Genomic DNA, 23,526 nt, shown 5'->3' with positions numbered 1-23,526 from the left:
TGCCGGACTACGGCGAGCAAGAACCGGACAGTTCAGCTACCTGCTTCTGCTGACGACCGCTTGTTCAGGGCTCGATCGCTACGAATGTCGGTTCTGGTCGGGCCGACCATGCGCCAGACGCTGAGCTTCGGCCGTGACCTCGGCATCGAGCTGGGCCAACGTCCTGTTCCCGTACTCGACGATGTCGTACTCGTCATCAAGCTCAGCAAGACGCTCGGCCAGGGGTAGCTGGTGGCCGAACCGCTGGTGGATGCGCAGAGCAAGCTCTCGCGGCGTCAGCCGGCCCGCCAGCATCTGGTGCGCGAGCGCCCGCACGGCAGCGTCCTGCCCGGCCTCGCTGTCACGCGGGTAAAACACCAGGTCCAGCTCATCGAGTACGACGGGAAGCAGGTCGGGAACGTCGTACTCCGCCTCGGCACGTGTGTATCCGGCCAGAATGCGCAGTGCCGGGCTGTCGAGTCCGGCAACGAGTGCCGCGCAGGCAGCCTCGACGACATCGTGAGCATGGGCCTCGCCGATACTCCAGAGAACAGCGAGGTCTTGCAGGTCATGGGTTGCGGCTTCGATCGGCGACACCTACGCATGATCCCCTGCACGAGATGATCCCGTCGACTGCCTTTCGACTCAGGCGCCGACCGCGCTGACGGACGATCTACTACTCAGACAGTCGCCCGTGACCAGCACGAGCGTCCCGAGAGCCGGTCACACCAGCCCTTTGACCTGCGACTTCAAGTTGGCGGAAGCGCAGTGAACGCCACCCGCGAACGCCACCCGGCGGGGTGTCGCCGTGAACGCGTCAGTGCCCCTGATCTCCCTGCCGGGCGGCCGGTTGCTGATCCCCGCCGACGAGGTCACGTTCGCGGCGGGCGGGCTGCCCTGGCAGGGCTTGCCGCCGTTCGGCACGGCCCTGGGCAAAGCGGTCGTCGAGCGCGCCGCGGAGGGGGCGCCGCCTGCCTGATCCCGCTGTTCGTGCTGGTGCCCGCGGACACCGGGGGAGCCGTACTGCGGGCGGCGGTACGGGTGTTCCCGGCCCGCGGCCCGCGGCGCACCGATGCCGACCCGGCGGACGGGCCCGGAGACCACCGGCACGGAGGAGGAGCCCGAGATCCGCGACCCGCACCGCAGCGTCCCGCGGCCGATGCTCGCGGTCCGCTCTGTGCTGCTCGCAGGCTCCCCTGGCTGCTCCTGTTTCATCCCAAGACGCCAGGTTTGTGCGCCGTGCGCTTCGGGCGCCGGTGTCTGAGCCCAGGCCCGCCAGGGCCTGGCCGGGTAGCCCAGAATGGTGCCTGAACGTCGCCGAAATCCCAGTGACCTGTCCGATGCCCGGTGGGAGCTGGTCGAGCCAGTCCTCACCGCTTGGCGGTCCGAACGCCGCGGCCGCGGCCTGGACGTCGGCCGTCCACCGGACTGCGATCTGCGCGGTCTGCTGGACGCGGTCCTCTACGTGAACCGGATCGGGATCCCCTGGCGCTACCTCCCGCACGACTACCCGCACTGGAGCACCGTCTACGCCTACTTCGCCCGCTGGCAAAAAGAAGGCGTATTCGACCACCTCAACAGCCTGCTACGGCGGCAAGTCCGCAGGCAGGAGGGCCGCTAGGAGGAACCGACCGCAGTTCGGCAGTGCGGCACCCCTGGCACGGATTGATCCAGATGGGCACACAAGTACGATCTCGGTCGGTGGGTCCGTACCGGGTCCATGGGAGGGAAGCATGTCCTTTACAGATATAAACGGGATCGATCTGTCCGGGGTGACCGGCAAGCTGATCCAAACGATCGCCTTGACCAAGAACCCGGCACCGCAGGCGATCGCCACCGACTCGCTCAACGGGCACGTGTTCGTCCTCCAGATGGAGAGCGCCGCGACGACGCCGGCGGGCAACATGTACCTCAACCGGATCGACCGCAAGACCGGCAAACTGACCGGCAGCATGTACCTCACGGGCTTCGGACATGGCATCTCGATGGGTGCCCAGCCGGTCGGCACCCAGACGTACCTGTGGACCGAGGTCGGTCCCGTCTATCCCAACGACGGGGTCAGTAACAGCTTCGGCACGGCGGTCACCCGCTTCCCCTTCGTCAACGGTGCGACCCTGGACCAGGCAGACGTGCCGGCCGCGAAGAAGTTCTGCCCGCCGGGCGGCCGGAGCACAGGCCCGTCCGTCGACCTCGCCGGCAACACCCTGACGATCGTGTACATCAAGTCCGGCGTTCGGTGTTTCACCCGCTACGACCTGGCCAAGGCTGCGAACGACGAGTGGGTGGAAATGGGGGAGACCTTCACCCTCCCCGCCGGCGCCGAGACGGGCCTCACGTTCCAGGGCTTCACCACCCTGAACGGGGTGTTGTACGTCTACCAGTGGAAGAAGGACCCGGTGACGACGTACCCGGGAACCTCCTTCATTACCTCGTACTCCCTAGACACCAGGGCAAAGCTTGACACGCAGGTCGTCACCGCGGCCGACGGCCTGCAGCGACGTGAGCCGGAGGGGCTCGCCGTCGAGATCGATCCCGAGACGGCCGAGACGCGGCTACTGTTCGGGTTCAGCGACACCGTCCCCGGCACGACGGGGCGGCGCAACATCACCATCTGCTGGTACCCCACCAAGTCGGCGGTCGACGGCGTGAAGGTCCTCGCCGACTGGGAGAACCTGACCCTCGCACCCGGCATCAACTCGGGAACCGAGACTCCGCGCGGCCGACTCGTCGCCCTCGGGGACACGGTGTTCCTCCAGTTGCGCGGCATCCTCACGGGCAACCTGACGGCAGACTCCGTCGTGGCCACCCTCCCGCAACGGCTCTTCCCTACCCGAAGCGCCAGGCAGAACGTGCCGCGCAACATGTACTACGGCCGCGGGGTGTGCCAGATCGAGGCCAACCAGTTCGGCCAGCTCTGGGTGTACGGCGCCGCGAGCGACAATGCCATCACCTGGATCGACCTCGACAGCGTCTCCGTCGCCTGGCGCTGACCGGGCAGCGCCCGACGCACCGCACCGTTCTTTCCCGATCCGGAGGATCCACCATGACCACGCACACCCCGAGCCGCCGTACCCTCCTCGCCGCTGCGGTAGCCGCCCCGGCTGCCGCCGTCGGGCTTCCTCTCCTCGCGCACTCCGCCGCCGCCACGGCTCAGGGCGGATTCGTCTCCGTCGTGGACTGGAGCAACATCGCACTGGCCGCCGGAGTCACCGCCGCCGCCGGCGAGCCTCCGCAGGCCCGGGTCGTCAGCATCGCCGGCACCGAGTACCTGCAGCTGCGCGGCCGCATCAGCTGTGACTTCGCCACGGACTCCCAGCTGGGCAATCTGCCGGCCGCGATCCAGCCGCCGAAGATGGTCCGCGGCGTCTGCCCCCGCAACAACAACCTCGGCATCAACTCCACCCGCGTCGAGGCCGATACCGCAGGTCGCGTGATGGTCTACGGCCCCCAGGCCACGAACAAGGTCACCTGGGTCCAGCTGGACAGCTTCTCCTCCGTGCTGCGCTGACCGGCAGCTGGCAGGATCCTTGAGTGGCCGAGACGGATCCGATCGTCTCGGCCAGCAGTGCGGTCGCGCGGCCCGGGCTGGCTCCGACCGCCTCCGCGATCCGCTCTGCCGCCGCCTTCATGGCACCGGGGTCTTTCAGCCAGCGCTCGCCGCAGTCCAGCATCCGCCGGTCGATCGGGCGCAGCAGCCGGGCCGCACCGAGCACATCGGCAAGGCGGTGCTGGGCGGGGTCGGCGTAGCGGACCGCGTTGGTCAGCACTGCTCGGATGCCGAGCTGGTCGGCAAGTCCGACGGTGCGTTCCTGAGTTTGCCTGACCTCGGGGGAGCGCAGGATCGAGCCATGATTGAGGAGCGCCAACTCGTGGTCGCAATCATGCGTGCAGGTTCGTCGGGACCTTGCCCGTGTGTGACGAGGTGACGGTGCCGTCCGCGGGGGCCCGCCCCGGTTTCGGCGGGCACGCAGCCGGTCCTTCGCTACTGTCTCCCGCGGTACGGGAGACGGTCGAGGCGATCGTGTGGGCGGTGGGAGCCGGCGACGGCATCCTGATCGACCGCCTGCTGATCCGGTTCACGCACCTCGCGGACTTCCACGCCCTCATACGCCTGCGCACCCGCCTGCACACCACACTCCGCGCAACGACGGGCCTGCGCCCGAACACCGCGCTCCTGTTTGCGCCTGGAGGCCGCAGTTCGCTTCGCGCTGCCGGCTACGCCAGGGTGCTCGGCCAGCAGGCCGCTCTCTTGTGGAGGGGTGACGTGGAGGCGGCCGGATCGTTTCAGCTGATGTGAATGATGCATTCCGCTTTTTCGTTCCGGGCTTTCGCCGTCCGGTCCGCTCCAGCTCGCCGGGCCGGGTCCTAGCGTCCGCAGTGGCAGTCGTGGCGCGTCCGCGGGAGGGGGCGCCGGGGTGAGGGGGCGGTCGTTCTACTGGTGTCGCTCCTGCCGCCAACCTCTCTACGCAACCAGTTCCCCCGCGATTCCGGCCGGCTGGGACTGGGAGATCGACCATCAGCAGCCCGGCGACTGCGCCAACGGGCACCTGATGCCCCTGACCGGCACCGCCACAGTCCCTGAAGACCTGCCCAACGCACCCCGCGTGCTGCTCGTCCTCGGATCCTGACCCCGAACCGCCGGCGCCCAAGACAGGCATACCGTCACCCCGTTGCGGGTCTCCTGGTGACGGTCGGGATACGGGCCGCCACGGCGCCCGGCGTGGGGTCGTTGGGCTGCTTATGGACCACAGGAACGTTCCAGCGCAGAGAAGTTTCGCCGACGTGCGGGCGGGCGGCGGGTGGGTGTCGGACTCTCCGATCTACGACGCCCTCGAGCGGCAGTGGCGCCAGGAAGGCCGGGAGGTTCCCGGCGGCGAAGGAACCGCGCCAAAAGGAAGGCACCGGTCGGCAGGCGCAGACCTGTTCCACCGCGGCTGACCGTACCGGCGGTGCCGCCGGTCCGGCCGAAAGATCTGAACCAATACCGGGAATCAGGCCGCGACGAGCTCCTGCTCGCGGTCCGGCGTTTTGACCTTGGGCTTCTTGTTCGGCAGTGAGAGCCGGAAGACCTTGCGCCACGCGGAGAACACCTGCTTGGGGAGCGGCCCGGTGACGTACTCCAGCTCGTACTTCTCGAACAGCGCGCGCACCTTCACCGCGACCTCGGCGTACCGGTTGCTCGGCAGGTCCGGGAACAGGTGGTGCTCGATCTGGTGCGACAGGTTGCCGGTCATGAAGTGCATGGCCCTGCTGCCGCTGATGTTCGCCGAGCCCATCATCTGGCGCAGGTACCACTGGCCGCGCGTTTCGTCCTTGATCGACCGGCGCTCGAAGACCTGTACGCCCTCGGGGAAGTGCCCGCACATGATCACCGAGTGGGACCAGATGTTGCGGACCAGGTTCGCGGTGAACGTGGCGGCGAGCGTGGTGAGGAACGACGGGCCCGACAGCAGCGGGTGGATCACGTAGTCCTTGAGCACCTGCTTGCGGATCTTGCGGCCCACGGCCTTGGCCCGCGCGCGGAACTCCGGGTTCTTGCGGCGGCGCTTGTGCAGGTTCTTGGCGAGCTCCAGGTCGTACGCTGCGATGCCGTACTCGAAGAAGCAGGCGTTGATGAAGTTCCACAGCGGCTGGCCGAGGTGGAACGGGTGCCACTTCTGGTCCTCGTCGACGCGCATGATGCCGTAGCCGAGGTCGTTGTCCTTGCCGATCACGTTGGTGTACGTGTGGTGCAGCTCGTTGTGCGAGTGCTTCCACTGGTCGGCTGGCGAGACGTGATCCCAGTCCCAGGTGGTGGAGTGGATCTTCGGGTCCCGCATCCAGTCCCATTGGCCGTGCAGGACGTTGTGGCCGATCTCCATGTTGTCCATGATCTTCGCCACGGACAGACCGGCGGTGCCGATCAGCCACGCGGGCGGGAAGAAGGAGAACAGCAGCACGCCCCGGCTGACCAGCTCGAGCTTGCGCTGCGCCGAGATGACCTTGCGGATGTAGGCGGCGTCCTCCTCGCCGCGGCTGGCGATCACCTCGTCGCGGATCGCGTCCAGCTCGCGTCCCAGCTCCTCGATCTGCTCCGCGGTCAGGTGGGCGGTGGGGTCGATGGCGGTCAAGGTGCTCCTACCGTTCGATGTCGCAGGGGCCCGCCGCGGCGGACACGCAGGTCTGGATGAGGACGCCCGGCTCGGCCTCGGTGATCTCGCCGGTGCGCAGGTCGCGGACGGCGCCCGCCTTGAGCGGCGTGACGCAGCCGAAGCAGATGCCCATCCGGCACCCGGAGGGCATGAGCACGCCGGCCTCCTCGCCGACGTCCAGCAACGGCGTGGCGCCGTCCGCGTCGACGGTCTTGCCGGTGGTGCTGAACGTGACCTCGCCGCCGTCGCCGGCGACGACGATGCCGGCGCGGAAGCGTTCGGTGTGCAGGCGCTCTGGGACGCCGTGCTCGCTCCAGTGCTTCTCGGCGGCGTCGAGCAGGCCCGCGGGCCCGCAGGCCCAGGTCTCGCGCTCGGCCCAGTCGGGCACGAGTTCGTCGAGACGGGCGATGTCGAGGGTGCCGTCCGTGTCGGTGTGCACCTCGGTGAGCCGCAGCCTCTTGTCCGCGACCAGGTCGTGCAGATCGTTGCGGAAGATCACGTCTTGCGGCTGTGGCGCGCAGTGGACCATGACGACGTCGTCGAACTCGGTGTCGCGCAGCATGCCCATCACGGGCGTGATGCCGCTGCCGGCCGTCAGGAAGAGCACCTTGGCGGGCTTGGCCTGCGGCAGCACGAAGTCGCCGGTCGCCTGGTCGAGCTGGATCAGCGTGCCCGGTTTCGCCCTGCGGACCAGGTGGTTGCTGACTTTGCCGTCCGGGATCGCCTTCACGGTGATCGTGACGCGGCCGTCCCGGCGGTTGGTCGGTGAGGTGATGGAGTAGGCACGCCACAGGCGCACCCCGTCGACGTCGACCCCGATCCGCACGTACTGACCGGCTGTGTGGCCGCGCCAGCCCCGTCCCGGCCTGATCACGACAGTCGCGGCGTCACCCGTCTCGGGGTGCACGGCCTCGATGCGCCCACGCAGGTCAGCGCCCGCACGCAGCGGGCTGACCAGGTCGAGGTAGTCCGACGGCAGCAGCGGCGTCGTGACCATCTCCAGCAGTTTCCACGCCCTGCTGCGGAGGGCTGTACTCGTCATGACTCCAGCTTGCTGCGCCTCAAGGGGTAAAGTCCTGACCACAGGACGTAAATCTGATCGGCTGAATTGTTCGCAGGGAATAAAATCGTGAGCCATGCAATCCGGAGGGCCGGCGAACTGGCCCTGGATGAGATGACGGTCACCGCGCTTCGGGCCGCGCTGAAGACCACCGCCGACGAGGTCGTCCAGGCGATCATCGACGAGGTCCCTTCCTACGCCAACGCCCTTTCGGGCCGCATGGGTGCCACCATCCGCCGAGCCGTCCGTACCGCCCTGGGGCACTACCTGGACCTCGCGAGCGGGAACGCCACAGGCGGCGACGGCGGTGACGCAGCCTACGAGCTGGGCCGCGGCGAGGTGCGCGACGGCCGTTCGATGGACGCACTGCTCAGCGCCTACCGCGTCGGTGCCCGCGTGGCCTGGCGATGCCTGGCAGCGGGCGCCGTACCCGTAGGTCTGCCCGCCGCCGAGGTCGCCAAGTTCGCCGAGCTGACCTTCGCCTACATCGACGAGCTCTCTGCCGCGAGCGCCGCGGGCCACGCCGACGAACTGGCCGCCCGGGGCAGGGCCCACGAGCGCCACCTGGAACACCTGGCCCGCGACCTCCTCGCCGACGCGAGCCCGGACGTGCTACTGGCCTCTGTTCAACGGGCCGGGTGGCAGCCTCCGGTTTCGCTGACCGCGGTCCTTCTGCCCGCCGCCCAGGCCCGGCCTGCCTACCGCGCGCTCGACCCGAGCACCCTCGTCCTCGACGATCTGCCGGACGCCACCGGTGTGCTGCTCGTCCCCGATGCCGACCGATCACATCTCTTGCGGCAGCTGACCGACCGCACCGCCGTGGTCGGCCCGGCCCGGCCATGGACTCGCGCGTCCGCCTCGTACGCACGAGCCGTACGCGCGCGCTCCCTCTCCTCCGATATTCGCGACACCGAGGACCACCTGCCCGAGCTGGTGCTGAGCGCCGACGTGGATGCGTTCGCAGACCTGCGTGCCCGAGCCCTCGCACCGTTGCGGACCTTGCCTGTCGCGACGGCACGGCGGCTGGAGGAGACGTTGCGGGCGTGGCTGCTGCACCAGGGCAGGCGGGACGAGGTGGCGGCGGCGTTGTTCGTCCATCCCCAGACGGTCCGGTACCGGATGTCGCAGCTGCGGGAGCTGTTTCCGGATCTCGCATCACCACACCGGGTCCTTGAACTGACGCTGGCGGTCGGTCTTCGGGTCAGCTGACGCGTACTTCGACCGTCCACGACCGCGTCCGCGAGCAGTCCAGGAATCGTGCCTCGTTCTCGGTGCCATCAGCTAGTGCTGCAACGGTCTTTGTTGTGATGGTTTGTTGGCTTCGGGTGGTGTGTGGCCGCGTCGTTTGTAGTGGCTGACGCGGGCTTGGTGTTGTCGTCTGCGTCGCCAGTGTGACCAGTGCAGGATGTGGTCGATGCTTGGGCGGGGTCAGGTGAGCCGGCTGATCAGGCGTCGGAGTTCGGGGAGGGTGAGGGGTATGAGCTGGGAGGATCCGTTTCTGCTTTCCCGGTGTCGAGTTCGCGGGCCCGCAGGACGGTGAGGCAGGCGTGTGCGGCCATGGCCAGGGTCATGTGGCGGTGCCAGCCGTCGTAGCGGCGGACCTGGTAGTCGTCCAGGCCGCACTCCTGCTTTGCGGTCTGGAAGCATTCCTCGACCGCCCACCGGCTTTCCCGCGATGCGGATGAGCTCGTCGAGGGTGGTTTCGGCCGGGCAGTAGGCGATGTAGTAGGAGATTTCCTCGGGCCGGCGGACACTTCGGCGGGCGATCACCCAGTGCCGCCGGTCCTCGCGATGCCAGGGAGGGACCTCGACCCTGGCCCAGTCGTAGACCCGCGGGCCGTGGGCACCGTTCCCGCAGGAACGGCGCTTCCACTTCTGCCGGGGCAGCGCGGGGAACAGGTCGTGGACGGGATGGTGTATGGCCCAGCGGGTCGCCTTCCTCCGCCGCTGCGACCCCACGCTCGCCCGCTATCTCCCGGACACGACCGACCTGGCTGCTGTCCGTACTCCTCGCCTCGACCCCGCCGTCCCACGAGAACGGAACGCAAGACGCCACCAACACGCCCGGCCGGCCGACGTGGATGCGTTCCATGACCGGGATGAGCTGCGGGGCATCGCCCCACCGAAGCGGCCGCTGCCCGGAACAGCCGAATAGTCGGTCTCTCACGCGTCCAAAGTGGAGTCACTTCTCACATTCAGATCTTGTCTCTGAGGCCCCTGAGTGGAGTCAAAACTGAGCGCCCAATGGAGTCAGTTGTCACTGACGCAGTCACTCGGAATGCGGCCGTCGGTCGGCGGGTCTGCGTCCACGGGGAAGAGGGGCAGGGCGCCGGTCATCTCCAGGAGGCGCTGGAGCTGGTGGTTGGGGGCTGCCAGGCGGATGACGGTGTCGGTCTCCTGAGCTGCCCGTCGCGCGGTGAGGAGTGCGTTCAGTGCCGAGGAGTCGCAGAAGGTGAGGCGGCTGCAGTCGACTACCACGGCCTTGGCCGATGAGGCGTGGGCGAGAGCTTCGGTGAGGGCGAGCCGGAGGGAGGGTGCCGTCTCGATGTCGATCTCTCCGACGGGCCGGACCGCGACCGTGTGGTCCAAGACGTCCACGGCGATGTCGTTGCCGCCGGCCTCCTGGAGAGGGCGTTCGGCCATGGTGGATCACTCCTTGGGTCGACGGGCGTGGTCCCGACGCCGGTCGAGGGTTCGGGGTGCGGATCACATGCTGCGCTGGTCGTGGGTGTCTTGGCGGAGCTGGTCAGTGTGTCGGGTCAGGGCGTCGATGCGTTCGGCGAGCTCGGCATCCTCCGGCCGCAGATGAGGCCGGGTGTCGGCCAACGGGCGCACGAGGCGAGCGGCGTCGTTGTCGGCAAGGGCCAGGTTCAGATCGTCGACGGCGGAATCGGCACTGGCGGGGAGAGCGGTGAGGGCGGTGACCTGGCCGGCGAGCCGGCGCAGGTCGGCCGCGTTGTCACGGGCCCAGGCGGTCACGGTTCGGTCGGCTGCGCGTGTGTCGCGGGTGGCCTGGACCCGCTGCTCGCCGGTGCTCCCGGCGGTGCCGGGGCGCAGTCGCAGGTAGCGGCGTTCGGCTGCCTGACGGCTGGCGACCCCGAGCGGGCCTGCGAGGTCGGCCCAGCTCGCGCCGCGGTCGCGGGCGGTCTCGATCAGGCCGCTCTCCCAGCCGGCGAGCTGCTCGCGGACCTCGCGCAGCATCAGCAGTGCGGCCAGAGCCGGGTGTGGGCCTGCCTCCGGCGCCGGCCCTGCCTCGGCCGTGGCGGATTCCGTGGACTGCTGCGCGCCCCTGAGGGCCTGGTCGATGGTCTCCAGTGCCGCCGCGGCGGCCGGGAAGGGGACGGCTGCGGTCGGTTCGGGGGCCTCGTTCATGGCGTTCTCCGGGACTCTGTCATCCTCCAGATGACTCCTTGCTTGTCATCGTTTCGATGACATGTTACAACGGGAGCACGTTGAAGCGCATTGGCAGTTTCTGCCTGAACCAACTGGAGGTGTTTCGCGATGTTGATGCGCACCGACCCGTTCCGCGAGATGGACCGGATCGTCCAGCAGCTGTCGGGTACATCGGGCACCTGGTCGAAGCCGTCCGTGATGCCGATGGACGCCTACCGTGAGGGTGACGTCTATGTGATCGCCTTCGACCTCCCCGGAGTGAGCACCGAGGCGCTCGACATCGACGTCGAGCGGAACATGCTGACTGTCAAGGCCGAGCGCCGACCCGCAGAGAAGTCCGACGGCGTACAGATGGAGCTCTCCGAGCGGCCCCTGGGTGTCTTCTCCCGCCAGGTCATGCTGGCCGACACCCTCGACACCGAGCACATCGAAGCCGACTACGACGCGGGTGTCCTGACCCTGCGGATCCCGATCGCCGAGCGCGCCAAGCCGCGGAAGATCACCATCGGCGGCGAGTCCGGCCGCAAGCAGATCTCCGGCTGAACACTCCCGCACCAGCGGCGGAGGACGGGGAACCGATCCCCCTCCGGCACCCCGTCCTCCGCGCCCCTGGCCCCTCATCCCTCCCCGGAGGTGGCGTGATGTCGATGCACCGGGAGGCATTCCTGGCCCACGTCCAGGAACGCGGCGAATATCAGACTCGGGAGGAGGCCGAACGGGCGGCCCGCGTCGTCCTGGCCCTGCTGGGCGCGCACCTGGTCGGCACCGTGCGGGCCGAGCTCGCAGCCCGGCTCCCCGAGACGTACGCCCTGATCCTCCTCAACCCCCTGCAGGCCGCAGAACCGCTCTCCCCCGAGCGCTTCGTCCGCGCGACCGCCGCCTGGATCGAAGGCGCCACCGAGAAGACAGCCCTGTGGGACATCGGCGCCGTCCTGTCCACCGCGGCCGCCGCCGCGGGCGACGTCCTCACCCGCGAGGTCCTGCTCCAGCTCCCACCCGGCTACGACCTCCTCTTCGGCCACCCCCAGCCCACCTGAGCACCCGCCGCCACCGTCCGTAACCCGAACCCCTCGAAGAGAAAGGCAACCGCAGCACCATGTACGACCAGCCTCGAGCGAACCCGTCCCTTGCGGCCATGACGTTCGACCAGATGCTGGAACGCGTGCGCTACGAGGGCGCCTACCCCACCCGCGAACGCGCCGCAGAATCCGTCCACACCGTCCTCGCCGCCCTTGGCCGCCAGGTCACCGGGGACGAACGCGTCGACCTCGCACAGCGCCTGCCCGTCGAGGCAGCCCTCACCCTGACCGCCCAGATCCCCGACAAGGAGCAACTCACCGGCTGGGGTTTCGTCAAGGACATGGCCGCCCGCGCCGGCGGCACACCGGCAACCGCGCGGTGGGACACCGGCGCCGTACTCGCCGTCGTCACACGCCTCGCCGGACCCGACCTCCTCGCCCGCATCCTTCGCCAGCTCCCGGACGGCTACGCCCTCCTCTTCGGCCAGGCCGAACTGCGCAGACCCCAGCCCGCCGCCTGATCCCGCCTCGCAGCAGTCGCGGCAGAGCCCTCGAACCCTGCAGAGGCCGCCCTGCAGGACTTCAGCTGCCGCACCCCTCTGCAATGTCGAGCCGAGGCGGCGGTGCGACGGGATGCGGTGCCGCCCGTCAGCTGCCCCCGAGAGCATAGACAGGCCGCGTTCGAGGTCGATTACCTCACCGTCGAACACGCGAAAATCTATGACGGCCAGAGTCGACTGCCGCAACTGCGACAAGTTCGTCCTGTCCGGCGCCGACCTCATCTACTGGCGGCGCAAGCGCGAGCAGTGGCGACGACGCCCTCGCCCTGGAGCTGCGCAAACCCCAGGACTACTTCCACCGCGTGTGGTCCATCGCCTTCCGTGCCGCTGACCTCGCCGAGGCCGTCGGCGACGAACAGGGCGAGTGCGACGAGAACGCCGATGAGGAGGCATGCGCGTGACCACTGTCCCGGAACCCCGCACGGCCGCCGCTCTGGCGGCCCGCCACCGCAGCACCGAAGCCGCCCTCGGACGGGTCCGCGACGCCGTCACCCGGCTCCGCCGCGAGAAAACCCAGGTCAGCGTCGCGGCCGTCGCCCGCCGCGCCAACGTCTCCCGCACCTTCCTCGACGACCACCCCGAGGCGCGGGCCACGGTTGCCGCTGCGATGGCCGAGGCCGGCGAACGCCGGACCCAGATGGTCGCCGACCAGGACGAGGCACGCGAGGCGACCTGGCGCGAACGGGCCCTGAACGCCGAGGACGCCCTCAAGGCCGCCCAAGCCGAGATCCTCTCCCAACGCACCAGCATCGGTGAACTCCTCGGCCAGGTACGCGACTTGGAAGCCGAATGGTCCCAGGAAGCCATCCAGCGGATCACCACCGAGAACACCGCTCTCAAGCAGCGCGTCCGCCAACTCACCACCGACAACCGGTCCTTCGACGAACGCCTCAAGGCGGCCCGCTCCAACCTCCGCTTCCAGGACCGACGCGTCGCCGACCTCGAAGCCCAAATCGCGGACCCAGCAGGCGGGTGATCATCACACCCGCGCAGCCGCCGCCTCCTGGCGGATGGCGGCATCGGCCAGCTGTCCGGGCTCGAAGACTGCCACCGCCACGCGGAACTCCGGGGCCAGCGCGGCCCACTGCTTCTCCAGAAGCTCCCCTGACCGATTGCCTCGGTACGGGCTTCGAGAAACGGCTCGCGACCTGATGCCCGTCAGATCGGTACGTCGTCATCAACACGGCATCTCCGGGACCCAGACCGCGGACGGCGAGCCTCAGCACGTTTGCCGACGACCTGCCAGCGGCGCTTCAACGGGCGGCACCGACCAGGCGTCCTGTCCCGAGCGCAGATCCGCCGCCGCTGTGATACGGGGCGTGAACATCCGCGGGTCGGGTTCGTACTCCAGGCCGGCCATCGCCTCGGTCGGTGTTCGCCCCTCCTGCAGCCGGTCGGACACCACGGCAACGTGCTCTCCGTTGCCGAAGACCAGCCAGCCGCAGGCCGTGGTGCGGGGTGGGGTCACTGCGGGAGGACGACCAGGATGCGGCCGCGGCTGCCGGCGTCGACGCGGTCGTGGGCCTTGGCGATGTCTGCCAGCTCGTAGCGGTCGCCGACCTCGACGGTCAGGGCGCCCGCGGCGGCCGCGGCGGTGAGATCGCGTGCTGCCTGGCGTTTCGCCTCTTCGGGGAAGTCGTCGCTGCCGATCAGGCGCAGGATGACGTTGTTGAACAGCAGGGGCCAGAAGGGGATCTCGGTCCGGTCCGCGCTCGTCGCGTAGGCGGCGATGACCGCGCCGTTCGCGACGACGGCGTTGTCCAGGTCGGCGTTGGCGGACAGGGACACCTCGACGATCCGGTGCACGCCCCCGGGCGCGTACGCGCGGATCGCCGCCGCCGGGTCCTCCTGGTCCAGGGCTACGGCGTGGGACACGACAGCCGGGTCGACCTGTGCGAGATCGGCGCCGCGCCGGACGGTGGCGATCACCCTGGCCCCGCCCCAGCAGGCGAGCTGCGCGGCCAGGGAGCCGACCCCGCCCAGGACGCCGTGCACCAGCACGAGCTTGCCGTCGACCGGGCCGTCGGCGAACACGGCGCGGTGGGCGGTGATGCCGGGGATGCCCAGGGCTGCGCCGAGTTCGTCGCCGAGGTGGTCGGGCAGCGGGACAGCCAGATCGGCGGGTACGACGGTGTACTGGGCGGCCGTGCCGAAGGGCCGGTAGGACTGGGCGCCGTACGTCCACACCCGCTGTCCGACACGGCGCTCGTCGACCCCCTCGCCCACGGCGTCGACGATCCCGGCGGCGTCGCTGTGCGGGATCACCCGTGGGTAGGGCATCGACGAGCCGAGCCAGCCGCGCCGCTTCTTGGTGTCGCCGGGATTGACACCGGAGACGGTGACGCGGACGCGGACCTCGCCCGGGCCGGGGGTGGGGTCGGGCAGCTCGCCGACGCGCAGCACGTCGGCGGCGGGGCCCTGTCGGTCGTACCAGGACGCAATCATGGGCGGCTACCTCCGGGGCTGGTCAGCTCACAGGTTGTCCGAGCGTAGAGGGGGTCCGTCTCGGCGAGCGCGGTGACTGGCTCGTCACCGTCCAGAACCTCGTGCAACCAGGCGCGTTCGGCGCTGCTGATGGCGCGGGCGGTCAGCAGCATGCCGCGCCGGTAGGGGTCGGCCATGTCCTCGGCACGCAGCGGCCGGTCGCCGTCGTAGAAGAAGCTCGCCGGCTCCTCCAGAAACTCCAGTCGCCGCCGCAGCACCGCGTGCTGTTCGGCGACGTCCGGCAGGAGGGACAGGAACGCCAGCACGGTGAAGAACCGCGTGAAGTCGCTGATCTCGTGGTCGGCGGGCCTGCGCAACCGCTTCAGCAAGTCGGTGCGCCCGGCGGCGGTCACGCTCAGTATGTAGCGGGCCGTACCCCCAGCCGGGTCCGCGCGCCGTTCCAGCAGGCCCGCCGCGGCGAGACGCTTGATCGCCGGGTACAGACTGCCGTCGCTCACCGGCCGGGTGTAGCCCGTCAGCTCCGAGAGCCGGCGGCGCAGTTCATGTCCGGGCAAGGGCCGCTCGGCCAGGAAGCCCAGTATCGCTAGGTCAAGCATGGCCCTATCCTCTCACATCGATTCGATGTGCACATCGAATCGATGTACCGTGGTTTCTTCCGCTCGCTCGCTGCGAGGGCAAAGAAGAGAGAGACGGACGGACATGTCGCCGCAATCCACCGAATCCGTGATGAGTCGCTTCGTCGAGTTCATCAACACAGCTGACGAGGGCCTTGCCCGTGAGGTCATCGCCCCGGATGCCGAGTTTCATGCGCCGAGCCACCCGGAACCGCTGCGGGGCCCTGAGGGCTACCTGGAGCTGATCGCGATGATGCGCGCGGGGTTCCCGGATGTCCGGTGGACTCTGGAAGAGACCGTCACCGAGGGCGACACGGTGGCCGCCCGGTTCACCATGCGCGGCACGCATCGGGGCGAGTTCTTCGGAATCCCGGCCAGTGGAAAGACGATCTCGGTCCAGGCTATGAACTTCTACTACCTGGCCGACGGAAAGATCATCAAGGAGCGGGGTCAGCCCGACCTCCTCGGGGTGATGCAGCAGATCGGTGCCGTGCCTGCGCCTTGAGAGCGCAGGTTCGTCGGTGACCCAGCCAGACGTCTACGGCTTCCGGCGGTGCGAGTGTGGTGCGCCAGGACCATGCCCTGGCGCACCACACGCACCTTCATGTCTCCGCGTGACCGGTCAGCTCTTCGCGTCCGGTCGCGACTCGGCGGCCGCGAGGCCGGCGATGGCCACGAGCATCAGCACCGTGTGTCGACGATCCAGAAGACGCTTTTGGCACTGGCGTAGGGCTCGGTGGTCATGACCTGGGTGACCAGGTTCATAAAGGGCCTGATGCCCGTTCTGGGTTCGCAGCGGCCAAAGACACGGGCGCGATGGACGTCGTAGGCGGCCAGGTAGGCAAGCGCGCCGCCGCGGTCGTATTCGTGGTTAACGCGCATTGCCCGGGCCTGCCCGGGTGCCAGCGTCGGGTGGCAGCGGCAATGCGCCTGGATGGAAGTCTTCTCGTCCGCGGAGATCACGTACTCGTCCTCGCCCAGCGGGACGCCACCGAAGGTGCGGGCGTACAGATCCAGCACGCGTGCGGCTTTGGGCCGGAAGGCGGGGTCACGCACGGAGATCCAGGACTGGTACTGCCAGGGCTCGAGCGCGTCCTGTTTGAGCCAGCGCCGCACGGTGGAATTGGAGATCGACCCCGCGATGGACCGGGCGACCACCTCCCGGGCCAGCTCCGGACACGACCAGCGCGACAGCGGCGCGCGGGTCCCGGCGGGTAACTGACAGGCCAGCGCCTTGACCTCGGCAACCTGCAGCGCGGTGAACGACCGGCCGACCGGAACGCTTGCGGTCGGCCAGGGCCGGCATGCCTCCAGCGGCGAAGCGGCCCCGCCAGGTGCGCACCGTGTCCACGTGCAGCCGCGTCTGCACGGCTATCCGGGCGTTGGGACGCCCTCGGGCCGCCAATAACACGATGGTTGCCCGCTGCCGGGCCTGATGCGGGGTCTTGTGGCCGTAAGCCATCTTCTTCAGCCGGTGGCGCTCGGAGGCGGTCACCACGACGGGCACGGCGGAGGCGAGGGGTACGGAGAAAGTGACCGATCCTTCAGGGGCAACGGGGCAACGGGGCAACGGGGCAACGGGGCACGGGCCGGCGCCAGGCCGCACCCATCTCTTTATCCTGCGACGTCATGGCAACGCCCCCGAGTTGCCGAGGAAAATCGTTGGGCTGACCAACTTGCTGCAGGCATGATCGACTCGTGGACACCTACCTGGAAACCGAGCGCCTGGCCCTGCGCCGCTTCACTGCCGATGACGCGGACCTGCTGATCGAGCTGGACAGCGACCCGGCGGTGATGCGCTACCTGACCGGCGGCGATCCGACCGCGCCGGAGCTCGTCCGCGAGCGCGACCTGCCGAAAATCCTCGCTGGTTACGAGAAGTGGGGCGGCGACCTCGGACTATTCGCCGCGCACGAGAAGGACGGCGGCACGTTCATCGGCTGGTTCCACCTGCGTCCCGAGCCGGAGGGCCCGCGGGACGAAGCCGAACTCGGCTACCGGCTGCGGCAGGCGGCTTGGAGCAAGGGTTATGCCACCGAGGGCTCGCGGGCCTTGCTGGGCAAGGCGTTCACAGAGCTCGGTGTGCGCATGGTCTGGGCTGCGACGATGTCCGTGAACCACGGTTCGCGCAACATCATGGAGAAGCTCGAAATGACGCTCGCGGACACCATCCCTACTCCCTCCGACATGGAGATGGTCGAGGGCTCCGAGCATGGAGGCGTACGGTACGAGATCACCAAGGAGCAGTGGGAGCAGCAGTAGCCACGGTGCGAACGACCGTTCTGCATCCACGCCCACCGGAACCGGTAGGTGGACCGTAGGAATCGTACCAGGTTGAACCCGAGGCCCGCCACGGACTGGTGGTTACCGTCAACGCCACCCCTTACTGGGCGATCAGCGACTGGGCCGGCAGCAGTAGCGGCGGCGCTGACGACGGCGGCCGTGGCAGCAGCCTCGGCTCTGCAACGAAGACACCCGGACGGTCTCGCCATAAATCCTGTTCTGTGGTCAACCCCCGAAGAAGTTCAAGCGTTGACCACTTAGCCACCCTCCGTCACCACCGAATGTGAGACAGAGCCGTTCGATTGACAGACCCCTGTGCGATCGACACGGCGGAACCTTCAGGGAGCCCCGAGGTAAAGCCCAATTCCGCAAGTACTTGATCTTGGTGTCCGGCCGGTGTCGCTCGTCACCCATTCGGCCAAGGGTCTTTGGTGGGACCCGCCCCTGGACGTCGCCTTCAGTCCGCTGCGCGGCGATGTCCCCGGCGTGGACGGCTACGGCCAGGCGGCCTGACACACCTACTCCTTGGTCATCCCGTCACTTCCGCGGCAACGCCCTGCTGCGGCCGGGTCCGCATGCCCCAGCGGGCAAGCGATGGGCGGCGGCGCCCAGCGCCGCGAAGAACAACGCCAGCAGCAGCCAGCCCGTCGTACCGAGGCCGAGCACCACCGTGGTCAGGATGGCCGGGGCAAGGGCCTGGCCCGCGTTGAAGCCGAGGCCGAGGAGTCCTTGGTACTGGCCCTGGGCGTGGTCGGGGGCAAGGCCGAAGCCGAGGGCGAAGCCCGCCGAGGACTCCCAGACCTCAGCCAGGCTGTGGACGAAGATCGCTGCCAGGACCAGTCCCGCCGCCGCCCACACCGGGGTGTACGCCGCCAGCGCCATCAACGGGCAACTCACGAGGAAGAGCAGACCCGCGATGCGAAACGCCCTGCCGCCGTCGTGCGCGGTTTCGATCCGGGAGCCGATCCTGGTCTGCATCAGCACGCAGAAGGCGGCATTGACGGCGAACAGCGCGGCGATCGTCCAGCGCGGCGCTTCGGTGTGCTCGGAGATCCAGATCGGCAGGAGCAGGGAGACCACCGGGTATTGCAGTCCCATGGCTCCGTAGAGGGCGGTGAACATCAGGAACGGGCGGTCCGAGAAGGCGATCCAACGACGCTGCTGCGGTGGCGCCGGCAGCACCGGATAGCGGGGCAGGAGGAGCAGGAGCGCCGCGCACAGGGCGAAGCTCGCCGCGTTGCCGAGGATCAGCGTGACGTAGGCGCCACGGGTGTCCGCGGCCAGTGCCGCCCCGGCCCCCACCGTTCCGAGGATGACGCCCAGGTTGACGAAGGTGCGCAACCTCGCCCGGAACAGGGCGGGGCGTTCACTCCCGACCCGGACCACCAGTGCGCCCCAGGCCGCCCCACCGGCCGCCGCGGCGATCTGGTCGACCGTCGCGATGATCGTGAACGCGGCCCAGCTCTCGACGAGGACGAGGGCCGCCATCGACAGCGCCTGGACCGCGAGGGCCACCATCATGATCGTGCGCGCCCCGCGCCGGTCGGCGAGATGCCCTCCGGGTATCCCCGCGCACAAGCCGATCAGCCCCGCGATGGTGAGTGCGGCGCCCACCTGCACCGCGGGCAGGCCCACGACCAAGGTGAAATAGAGCGCCGACGCCGCGTTGAACAGACCGTTGCCGACCCGGTTGACGAAACTGGCGGCGATCAGTACGCGCTCCGGCCTGGTGTCCCCGACCATGCTGCCTATTCGGCCCGCCAGTCCGCTCTTGATCATGGACGGCAGGCTAGCAGCGGTCGCAGAACCCGCCGCAGCTGCACCAAGGTCGCGTGCCCCCGACTTTGCCTACCTGTTGCGGGAAACAGACACCACCCGATACGGCATGAGTTGCAGAAATGTGCCTCCCCCGACAATCGCAAACAACAGGGAAAACGTGCGAGAGAACTCTCGGGCACGGATCAGCCCCCTTGACGACAAGACGGTCCACGCTGCCCGTGGCCGCACAGCCGCCGAGCGGGCGGCCGAGGAGATTGCTCAGCGGCCCGCCCCGTGTACGGAGACCGAGCCCGCGGCTGTGCGGCGCAGCCTTGGGGCAGGCCCTCGCACCTGACGGCCAGTCCGTGACCTTGTCGAACGGCGGTTCAGGAGGTGACTTCATGGAGGTCGTTGGAGGGATCAAAGATCCACTCGATCGTTTCGAGCAGGTCCGCCAGCACAGCAGTCCGTTCCCTCTCCATGTCCGCGATGCTCACCAGGAGCTGCTCTCGCCCCCGTTCGCGGTGGCGCTCAAGTCCCTGAAGCGCTGCTCCATGGAGGCGAGCTTGTCCCTGTACCCGTTGAGCTCGTTGAGGACTTTCTGGGTTCTGACCGCTCTTCCGTGATGGCTACGCCAGAAGGGCAGGCCGCGTCCGGGGCAGGTAGCCTCCGTCCAGCCGTCTGAACAGTGCAGGGCTCCGCGCGCACAGCCCTCGGAGCGGACGGCAGTCTGGGCCTTCGCAGAAGAGCGGTCAGAACGCTCCAGTTGGCCTTGCGTAAGGCTGACCCGGACCAGGGTGACTGTCTTGGCCAACACCCTGCCTTCTGGCACTCGGGAGCTGGGCATTCGTAGCCCCCTCTCATCGATCTGGCCGCGCGCTTTTCTCATCAGCATGTCCGGTTCTTCGCCGGGACCGGGCCGTGATGGCAATCTCAGAGAATTGCCAGGACTGCTCGGCCTTCCCCAGGCACGTGGTCTACGGTCCCGCTTCTGGTCTGCGTAATCGGGCACCAGCGCCGCACTGGCCGGCGAACGGGGCTGCGGCGGGAGCGGACTCACGCCGGGGCCGTCTCAGGTGAGGAGTTTGAAGAAGTACAGGCCCCTTTCTCCCCCCACCGCGAGTTCGCCAGCAGTCCCCCAGGCACACGAGAGCAACGCCCCTTCGGTGCGTGTGACCGCTACGGTGCGTTGATCTGCGGCGGCCCAGATCCGTACCGTCTTGTCGTCGCTGGTGGTGGCGAGCCAGGTGCCGTCTGGTGAGATTGCCACCGAATTCACCCTGTTGGTGTGGCCGGTGAGGGTGGCCGTGCAGGTTCCGGTGGTCCGGTCCCAGATCCGCACCGTCTCGTCGTCGCTGGTGGTGGCGAGCCAGGTGCCGTCCGGTGAGATTGCCACCGAATTCACCCTGTTGGTGTGGCCGGTGAGGGTGGCTGTGCACGTTCCGCTGGTCCGGTCCCAGATCCGCACCGTCTCGTCGTCGCTGGTGGTGGCGAGCCAGGTGCCGTCCGGTGAGATTGCCACCGAATTCACCCTGTTGGTGTGGCCGGTGAGGGTGGCTGTGCACGTTCCGCTGGTCCGGTCCCAGATCCGCACCGTCTCGTCGACGCTGGTGGTGGCGAGCCAGGTGCCGTCCGGTGAGATCGCCACCGAATACACCCAGCCAGTGTGGCCGGTGAGGGTGGCTGTGCAGGTTCCGGTGGTCCGGTCCCAGATCCGCACCGTCTCGTCGACGCTGGTGGTGGCGAGCCAGGTGCCATCCGGTGAGATCGCCACCGAATACACCCAGCCAGTGTGGCCGGTGAGGGTGGCTGTGCACGTTCCGCTGGCCCGGTCCCAGATCCGCACCGCCTCGTCGCAGGTGGTGGCGAGCCAGGTGCCATCCGGTGAGATCGCCACCGAATACACCCTGTTGGTGTGGCCGGAGGGTGAGGAAGTGTGAGCATCCGTGGTCCGGTCCCAGATCCGTACTGTCTCGTCGCGGCTGGTGGTGGCGAGCCAGGTGCCGTCCGGTGAGATCGCCACCGAGTACACCGAGCCAGTGTGGTCGGTGAGGGTGGCTGTGCAGGTTCCGGTGGTCCGGTCCCAGATCCGCACTGTCTCGTCGCTGCTGGTGGTGGCGAGCCAGGTGCCGTCTGGTGAGATTGCCACCGAATTCACCCTGTTGGTGTGGTCGGTGAGGGTGGCTGTGCAGGTTCCGGTGGTCCGGTCCCAGATCCGCACTGTCTCGTCGTCGCTGGTGGTGGCGAGCCAGGTGCCGTCTGGTGAGATTGCCACCGAATTCACCCTGTTGGTGTGGTCGGTGAGGGTGGCTGTGCAGGTTCCGGTGGTCCGGTCCCAGATCCGCACTGTCTCGTCGTCGCTGGTGGTGGCGAGCCAGGTGCCGTCTGGTGAGATTGCCACCGAATTCACCCTGTTGGTGTGGTCGGTGAGGGTGGCTGTGCAGGTTCCGGTGGTCCGGTCCCAGATCCGCACCGTCTCGTCGAAGCTGGTGGTGGCGAGCCAGGTGCCGTCTGGTGAGATCGCCACCGAATTCACCGAGCTGGTGTGGTCGGTGAGGGTGGCTGTGCAGGTTCCGGTGGTCCGGTCCCAGATCCGCACCGTCTCGTCGAAGCTGGTGGTGGCGAGCCAGGTGCCGTCCGGTGAGATCGCCACCGAATTCACCCAGTCGGTGTGGTCGGTGAGGGTGCGTTGCAGTGCGGGGGCAGCTATATCGGGCAGGGGCCATTGGTTGGTGAGGCAGGGGCGTTGGGCAGGGTCGTGCTGGCGTGCTGTGATCTGGGGCTGCCAGTGGGGGTGTGTGTCGAGGCGGGTGTGCAGGACGTTGATGAGGGCGCGGGGCGGGTCGGTGGGGGTGAGGAGGTGGGCGGCTTGGGCAAGGCTGCGAGCCAGGGGGCGGGTGTGGGGGGTGTCGATGCGGGTGAGGTCCGCCCAGGGGGCTGTCGGTCCGCGCTGGGTGAGGCGGGTCTCCACCCAGCGTAAGTCGCCTGCCACGGCCTCGGCGGATGTGGTGCGTTCGGCTGCGAGAAGGTGGTCGATGAGGTGGTCGAGGAGGTAGCCGTCCTGAATCTGCCACCAGGCGTGTTCGGGGGCGGGTGTGGTGGGGGCGAGAGCTTGGGCAGGGGGCAGGGTGGCGGCGGTGGCGTCGATCAGGAGGCCGTTGATGCGGGTCAGGTCCGCGGTGCCGAGTTCGCCGCGGAGGTAGTCGCGGATGACGTCGTGCAGGCTGATCGTGCCACCGTGCTGCGGGTTGAGGGTGAGCAGGGAAAGTCGTTCCAGGCCCCGGCACAGGGTGCGTGTCTGGTCTTCGGTCAGCTGGCTGCTTGTCTGCCACAGCAGGGCGACGACGGTGATGGGGATGGCCTCGTCCTCGGCGAAGATGCCGAGCTCGTTGAATCGGTCCGGGCCGCCGGTCGGTAGCAGGGTGGTTGCGGCCTCGATTGAGGCCTTGACGGCCTGGTTGCGCAGTCGGGGATCGTCCAGGTTCCAGGTGCCGGCGGGATCGTCCACGGCGGAGGGGCCGTTGCTGCGCAGCTGGTGAAGGATCCGCTCGGCGGTGGCGGTGGGATCGGCACCGGCGGCGCACAGTTCGGCGATCAGGCGGTTCGTCAGGCGCAGCAGCAGGGCCCAGCGGCCGGTGGCCTTCAGCAGGGCGTCTACCAGGGGCTCTGGCAGCGGTGGCAAGGCCCAAATCAGCACGGCCTTTGCCTGGTCGCGGGACATCTGGTCGACGGGGATGCGATGCGCGCCGGGTGGCAGAAGTGCCGGTTTGCGGGTGGTGACCAGCCGTACGCAGCGGCGGCCTCCCTTGAGGAAGGGGTCGAGCTGCTCGGCTTCCCACACGTCGTCCAGGACGAGCAGGGTGCGGGGGCGTCTGTCGAGGAGCCGGCCCAGGTGGGCGCCGGCCAGGTCCGGATCGTCGAACTCGGTGGTGTCGCCGGTGATGAACCGGGTGACCTCGACGACCTTGGCCGCCACAGCCGCAGGTCCGCGGACGTCCCGGCCGATGGTGACGGAATAGATCCGGGACCGGAACCGCCTCCGCACGCGTCGGCTGGCGCACACGGCAGTCGCCAGCGTGGTCTTCCCGAACCCTCCCGCCCCCCACAGGGACGTGGTGATGCCCACGGCGCGGCCGCTGCCGCACACAGCCGACACGGTGGTGCGGGTCTGGATCCGGTCGACGAACCAGGCCGGGACGATTGCAGGCGGAGGTGGTGGTGGGTCGTTCAGGACCACTGGTGGCCGCAACTGCATCCACATCACGGCAACAGCCGCCAAGAACA

The 23,526-nt window shown here is 68.7% G+C and carries 23 protein-coding genes and 3 pseudogenes; 12 read left to right on the top strand and 14 right to left on the bottom strand.

Annotated features, from left to right (window positions below; translation table 11 throughout):
- Nucleotides 1-78: 78 nt before the first annotated feature.
- Complete coding sequence (locus JIW86_RS02785) at nt 79-576, bottom strand: hypothetical protein (protein WP_257552333.1); 498 nt, start codon at nt 574-576, stop codon at nt 79-81.
- Between the two features lie 211 nt (nt 577-787).
- Between JIW86_RS02785 and JIW86_RS02780 the strand changes: the two genes are divergently transcribed.
- The 4 genes and pseudogenes from JIW86_RS02780 (at nt 788) to JIW86_RS02765 (ending at nt 3,487) form a co-directional block, all read left to right on the top strand.
- A complete protein-coding gene (locus JIW86_RS02780; protein ID WP_257552332.1) occupies nt 788-958 on the top strand; it encodes a hypothetical protein in 171 nt (56 codons plus the stop codon).
- A 324-nt stretch (nt 959-1,282) separates the two neighbouring features.
- A pseudogene (locus JIW86_RS02775) lies at nt 1,283-1,597 on the top strand (transposase); the annotation flags it as partial.
- Between the two features lie 115 nt (nt 1,598-1,712).
- Nucleotides 1,713-2,969 (top strand): hypothetical protein, encoded by a 1,257-nt coding sequence (locus tag JIW86_RS02770; RefSeq protein ID WP_257552331.1) that lies wholly within the window; start codon nt 1,713-1,715, stop codon nt 2,967-2,969.
- Nucleotides 2,970-3,022: 53 nt separating this feature from the next.
- Complete coding sequence (locus JIW86_RS02765; RefSeq protein ID WP_257552330.1) at nt 3,023-3,487, top strand: hypothetical protein; 465 nt, start codon at nt 3,023-3,025, stop codon at nt 3,485-3,487.
- 40 nt (nt 3,488-3,527) lie between these two features.
- On the opposite strand, the pseudogene JIW86_RS02760 reads toward JIW86_RS02765, so the two are convergent.
- Nucleotides 3,528-3,785: pseudogene (locus JIW86_RS02760) on the bottom strand (hypothetical protein); the annotation flags it as partial.
- A 224-nt stretch (nt 3,786-4,009) separates the two neighbouring features.
- On the opposite strand from JIW86_RS02760, the gene JIW86_RS02755 reads away from it, so the two are divergent.
- Nucleotides 4,010-4,276, top strand: coding sequence for a hypothetical protein (locus JIW86_RS02755; RefSeq protein ID WP_257552329.1), 267 nt, complete (start codon nt 4,010-4,012; stop codon nt 4,274-4,276).
- A 694-nt stretch (nt 4,277-4,970) separates the two neighbouring features.
- Here the strand turns inward: JIW86_RS02755 and JIW86_RS02750 are convergent.
- Both JIW86_RS02750 and JIW86_RS02745 read right to left on the bottom strand, forming a co-directional pair.
- Nucleotides 4,971-6,089, bottom strand: a complete 1,119-nt coding sequence (locus JIW86_RS02750) for a fatty acid desaturase family protein (RefSeq protein ID WP_257552328.1) — start codon at nt 6,087-6,089, stop codon at nt 4,971-4,973.
- 7 nt (nt 6,090-6,096) lie between these two features.
- Entirely contained in the window at nt 6,097-7,152 is a 1,056-nt protein-coding gene (locus JIW86_RS02745) for a ferredoxin reductase (RefSeq protein ID WP_257552327.1), read from the bottom strand.
- Between the two features lie 87 nt (nt 7,153-7,239).
- Between JIW86_RS02745 and JIW86_RS02740 the strand changes: the two genes are divergently transcribed.
- Nucleotides 7,240-8,379 (top strand): PucR family transcriptional regulator, encoded by a 1,140-nt coding sequence (locus JIW86_RS02740; RefSeq protein WP_257552326.1) that lies wholly within the window; start codon nt 7,240-7,242, stop codon nt 8,377-8,379.
- Nucleotides 8,380-8,615: 236 nt separating this feature from the next.
- Here JIW86_RS02740 and JIW86_RS02735 read toward each other — a convergent pair.
- The 3 genes and pseudogenes from JIW86_RS02735 to JIW86_RS02725 all read right to left on the bottom strand — a co-directional run.
- A pseudogene (locus JIW86_RS02735) lies at nt 8,616-9,102 on the bottom strand (transposase); the annotation flags it as partial.
- A gap of 318 nt (nt 9,103-9,420) precedes the next feature.
- Nucleotides 9,421-9,813 carry an STAS domain-containing protein gene (locus JIW86_RS02730; protein ID WP_257552325.1) on the bottom strand — a complete coding sequence of 131 codons (393 nt, stop codon included), beginning with the start codon at nt 9,811-9,813 and terminating at the stop codon, nt 9,421-9,423.
- A gap of 63 nt (nt 9,814-9,876) precedes the next feature.
- Nucleotides 9,877-10,542, bottom strand: coding sequence for an HSP18 transcriptional regulator (locus JIW86_RS02725; protein WP_257552324.1), 666 nt, complete (start codon nt 10,540-10,542; stop codon nt 9,877-9,879).
- A 129-nt stretch (nt 10,543-10,671) separates the two neighbouring features.
- Here JIW86_RS02725 and JIW86_RS02720 point away from each other — a divergent pair, with 129 nt between their 5' ends.
- The 4 genes from JIW86_RS02720 to JIW86_RS02705 all read left to right on the top strand — a co-directional run bounded on the left by JIW86_RS02720 (nt 10,672) and on the right by JIW86_RS02705 (nt 13,118).
- The gene (locus tag JIW86_RS02720) at nt 10,672-11,106 is read left to right on the top strand and encodes an Hsp20/alpha crystallin family protein (RefSeq protein ID WP_257552323.1); all 435 of its coding nucleotides are present in this window, start codon (nt 10,672-10,674) and stop codon (nt 11,104-11,106) included.
- A gap of 98 nt (nt 11,107-11,204) precedes the next feature.
- On the top strand, nt 11,205-11,600 hold the full coding sequence (locus JIW86_RS02715; RefSeq protein ID WP_257552322.1) for a DUF2267 domain-containing protein: 396 nt from the start codon (nt 11,205-11,207) through the stop codon (nt 11,598-11,600).
- A gap of 59 nt (nt 11,601-11,659) precedes the next feature.
- Nucleotides 11,660-12,103, top strand: a complete 444-nt coding sequence (locus JIW86_RS02710) for a DUF2267 domain-containing protein (RefSeq protein ID WP_257552321.1) — start codon at nt 11,660-11,662, stop codon at nt 12,101-12,103.
- 430 nt (nt 12,104-12,533) lie between these two features.
- On the top strand, nt 12,534-13,118 hold the full coding sequence (locus JIW86_RS02705; RefSeq protein WP_257552320.1) for a DUF6262 family protein: 585 nt from the start codon (nt 12,534-12,536) through the stop codon (nt 13,116-13,118).
- A 243-nt stretch (nt 13,119-13,361) separates the two neighbouring features.
- Here the strand turns inward: JIW86_RS02705 and JIW86_RS02700 are convergent, their stop codons facing one another.
- From JIW86_RS02700 to JIW86_RS02690, 3 genes are read right to left on the bottom strand one after another with little or no spacing between them, the layout of a single operon-like run.
- The gene (locus JIW86_RS02700; protein ID WP_257552319.1) at nt 13,362-13,610 is read right to left on the bottom strand and encodes an IMP cyclohydrolase; all 249 of its coding nucleotides are present in this window, start codon (nt 13,608-13,610) and stop codon (nt 13,362-13,364) included.
- Entirely contained in the window at nt 13,607-14,587 is a 981-nt protein-coding gene (locus JIW86_RS02695; protein WP_257552318.1) for an NADPH:quinone reductase, read from the bottom strand. Before JIW86_RS02695 ends, JIW86_RS02700 begins: the two co-directional genes overlap by 4 nt.
- Nucleotides 14,584-15,183 carry a PadR family transcriptional regulator gene (locus tag JIW86_RS02690; RefSeq protein ID WP_257552317.1) on the bottom strand — a complete coding sequence of 200 codons (600 nt, stop codon included), beginning with the start codon at nt 15,181-15,183 and terminating at the stop codon, nt 14,584-14,586. The genes JIW86_RS02695 and JIW86_RS02690 overlap by 4 nt, the downstream gene beginning before the upstream one ends.
- A 103-nt stretch (nt 15,184-15,286) precedes the next feature.
- Between JIW86_RS02690 and JIW86_RS02685 the strand changes: the two genes are divergently transcribed.
- Nucleotides 15,287-15,706, top strand: coding sequence for an ester cyclase (locus JIW86_RS02685; protein ID WP_257552316.1), 420 nt, complete (start codon nt 15,287-15,289; stop codon nt 15,704-15,706).
- A 176-nt stretch (nt 15,707-15,882) separates the two neighbouring features.
- Here the strand turns inward: JIW86_RS02685 and JIW86_RS02680 are convergent, their stop codons facing one another.
- Nucleotides 15,883-16,317, bottom strand: coding sequence for a hypothetical protein (locus JIW86_RS02680; RefSeq protein ID WP_257559633.1), 435 nt, complete (start codon nt 16,315-16,317; stop codon nt 15,883-15,885).
- Entirely contained in the window at nt 16,250-16,663 is a 414-nt protein-coding gene (locus JIW86_RS02675) for a helix-turn-helix domain-containing protein (protein WP_257559198.1), read from the bottom strand. The genes JIW86_RS02680 and JIW86_RS02675 overlap by 68 nt, the downstream gene beginning before the upstream one ends.
- Nucleotides 16,664-16,899: 236 nt before the next feature.
- Here JIW86_RS02675 and JIW86_RS02670 point away from each other — a divergent pair, with 236 nt between their 5' ends.
- On the top strand, nt 16,900-17,463 hold the full coding sequence (locus tag JIW86_RS02670) for a GNAT family N-acetyltransferase (RefSeq protein ID WP_257552315.1): 564 nt from the start codon (nt 16,900-16,902) through the stop codon (nt 17,461-17,463).
- A gap of 558 nt (nt 17,464-18,021) precedes the next feature.
- Here JIW86_RS02670 and JIW86_RS02665 read toward each other — a convergent pair.
- The gene (locus tag JIW86_RS02665) at nt 18,022-19,263 is read right to left on the bottom strand and encodes an MFS transporter (RefSeq protein ID WP_257552314.1); all 1,242 of its coding nucleotides are present in this window, start codon (nt 19,261-19,263) and stop codon (nt 18,022-18,024) included.
- Between the two features lie 1,051 nt (nt 19,264-20,314).
- Entirely contained in the window at nt 20,315-23,521 is a 3,207-nt protein-coding gene (locus JIW86_RS02660) for an NB-ARC domain-containing protein (protein WP_257552313.1), read from the bottom strand.
- Between the last annotated feature and the right edge of the window lie 5 nt (nt 23,522-23,526).

The organism is Streptomyces sp. NBC_00162, from assembly GCF_024611995.1.
GTDB lineage: Bacteria > Actinomycetota > Actinomycetes > Streptomycetales > Streptomycetaceae > Streptomyces.
The sequence above is the reverse complement of the archived record's forward strand: the minus strand, read 5'-3'. Positions and strand labels throughout refer to the sequence as shown.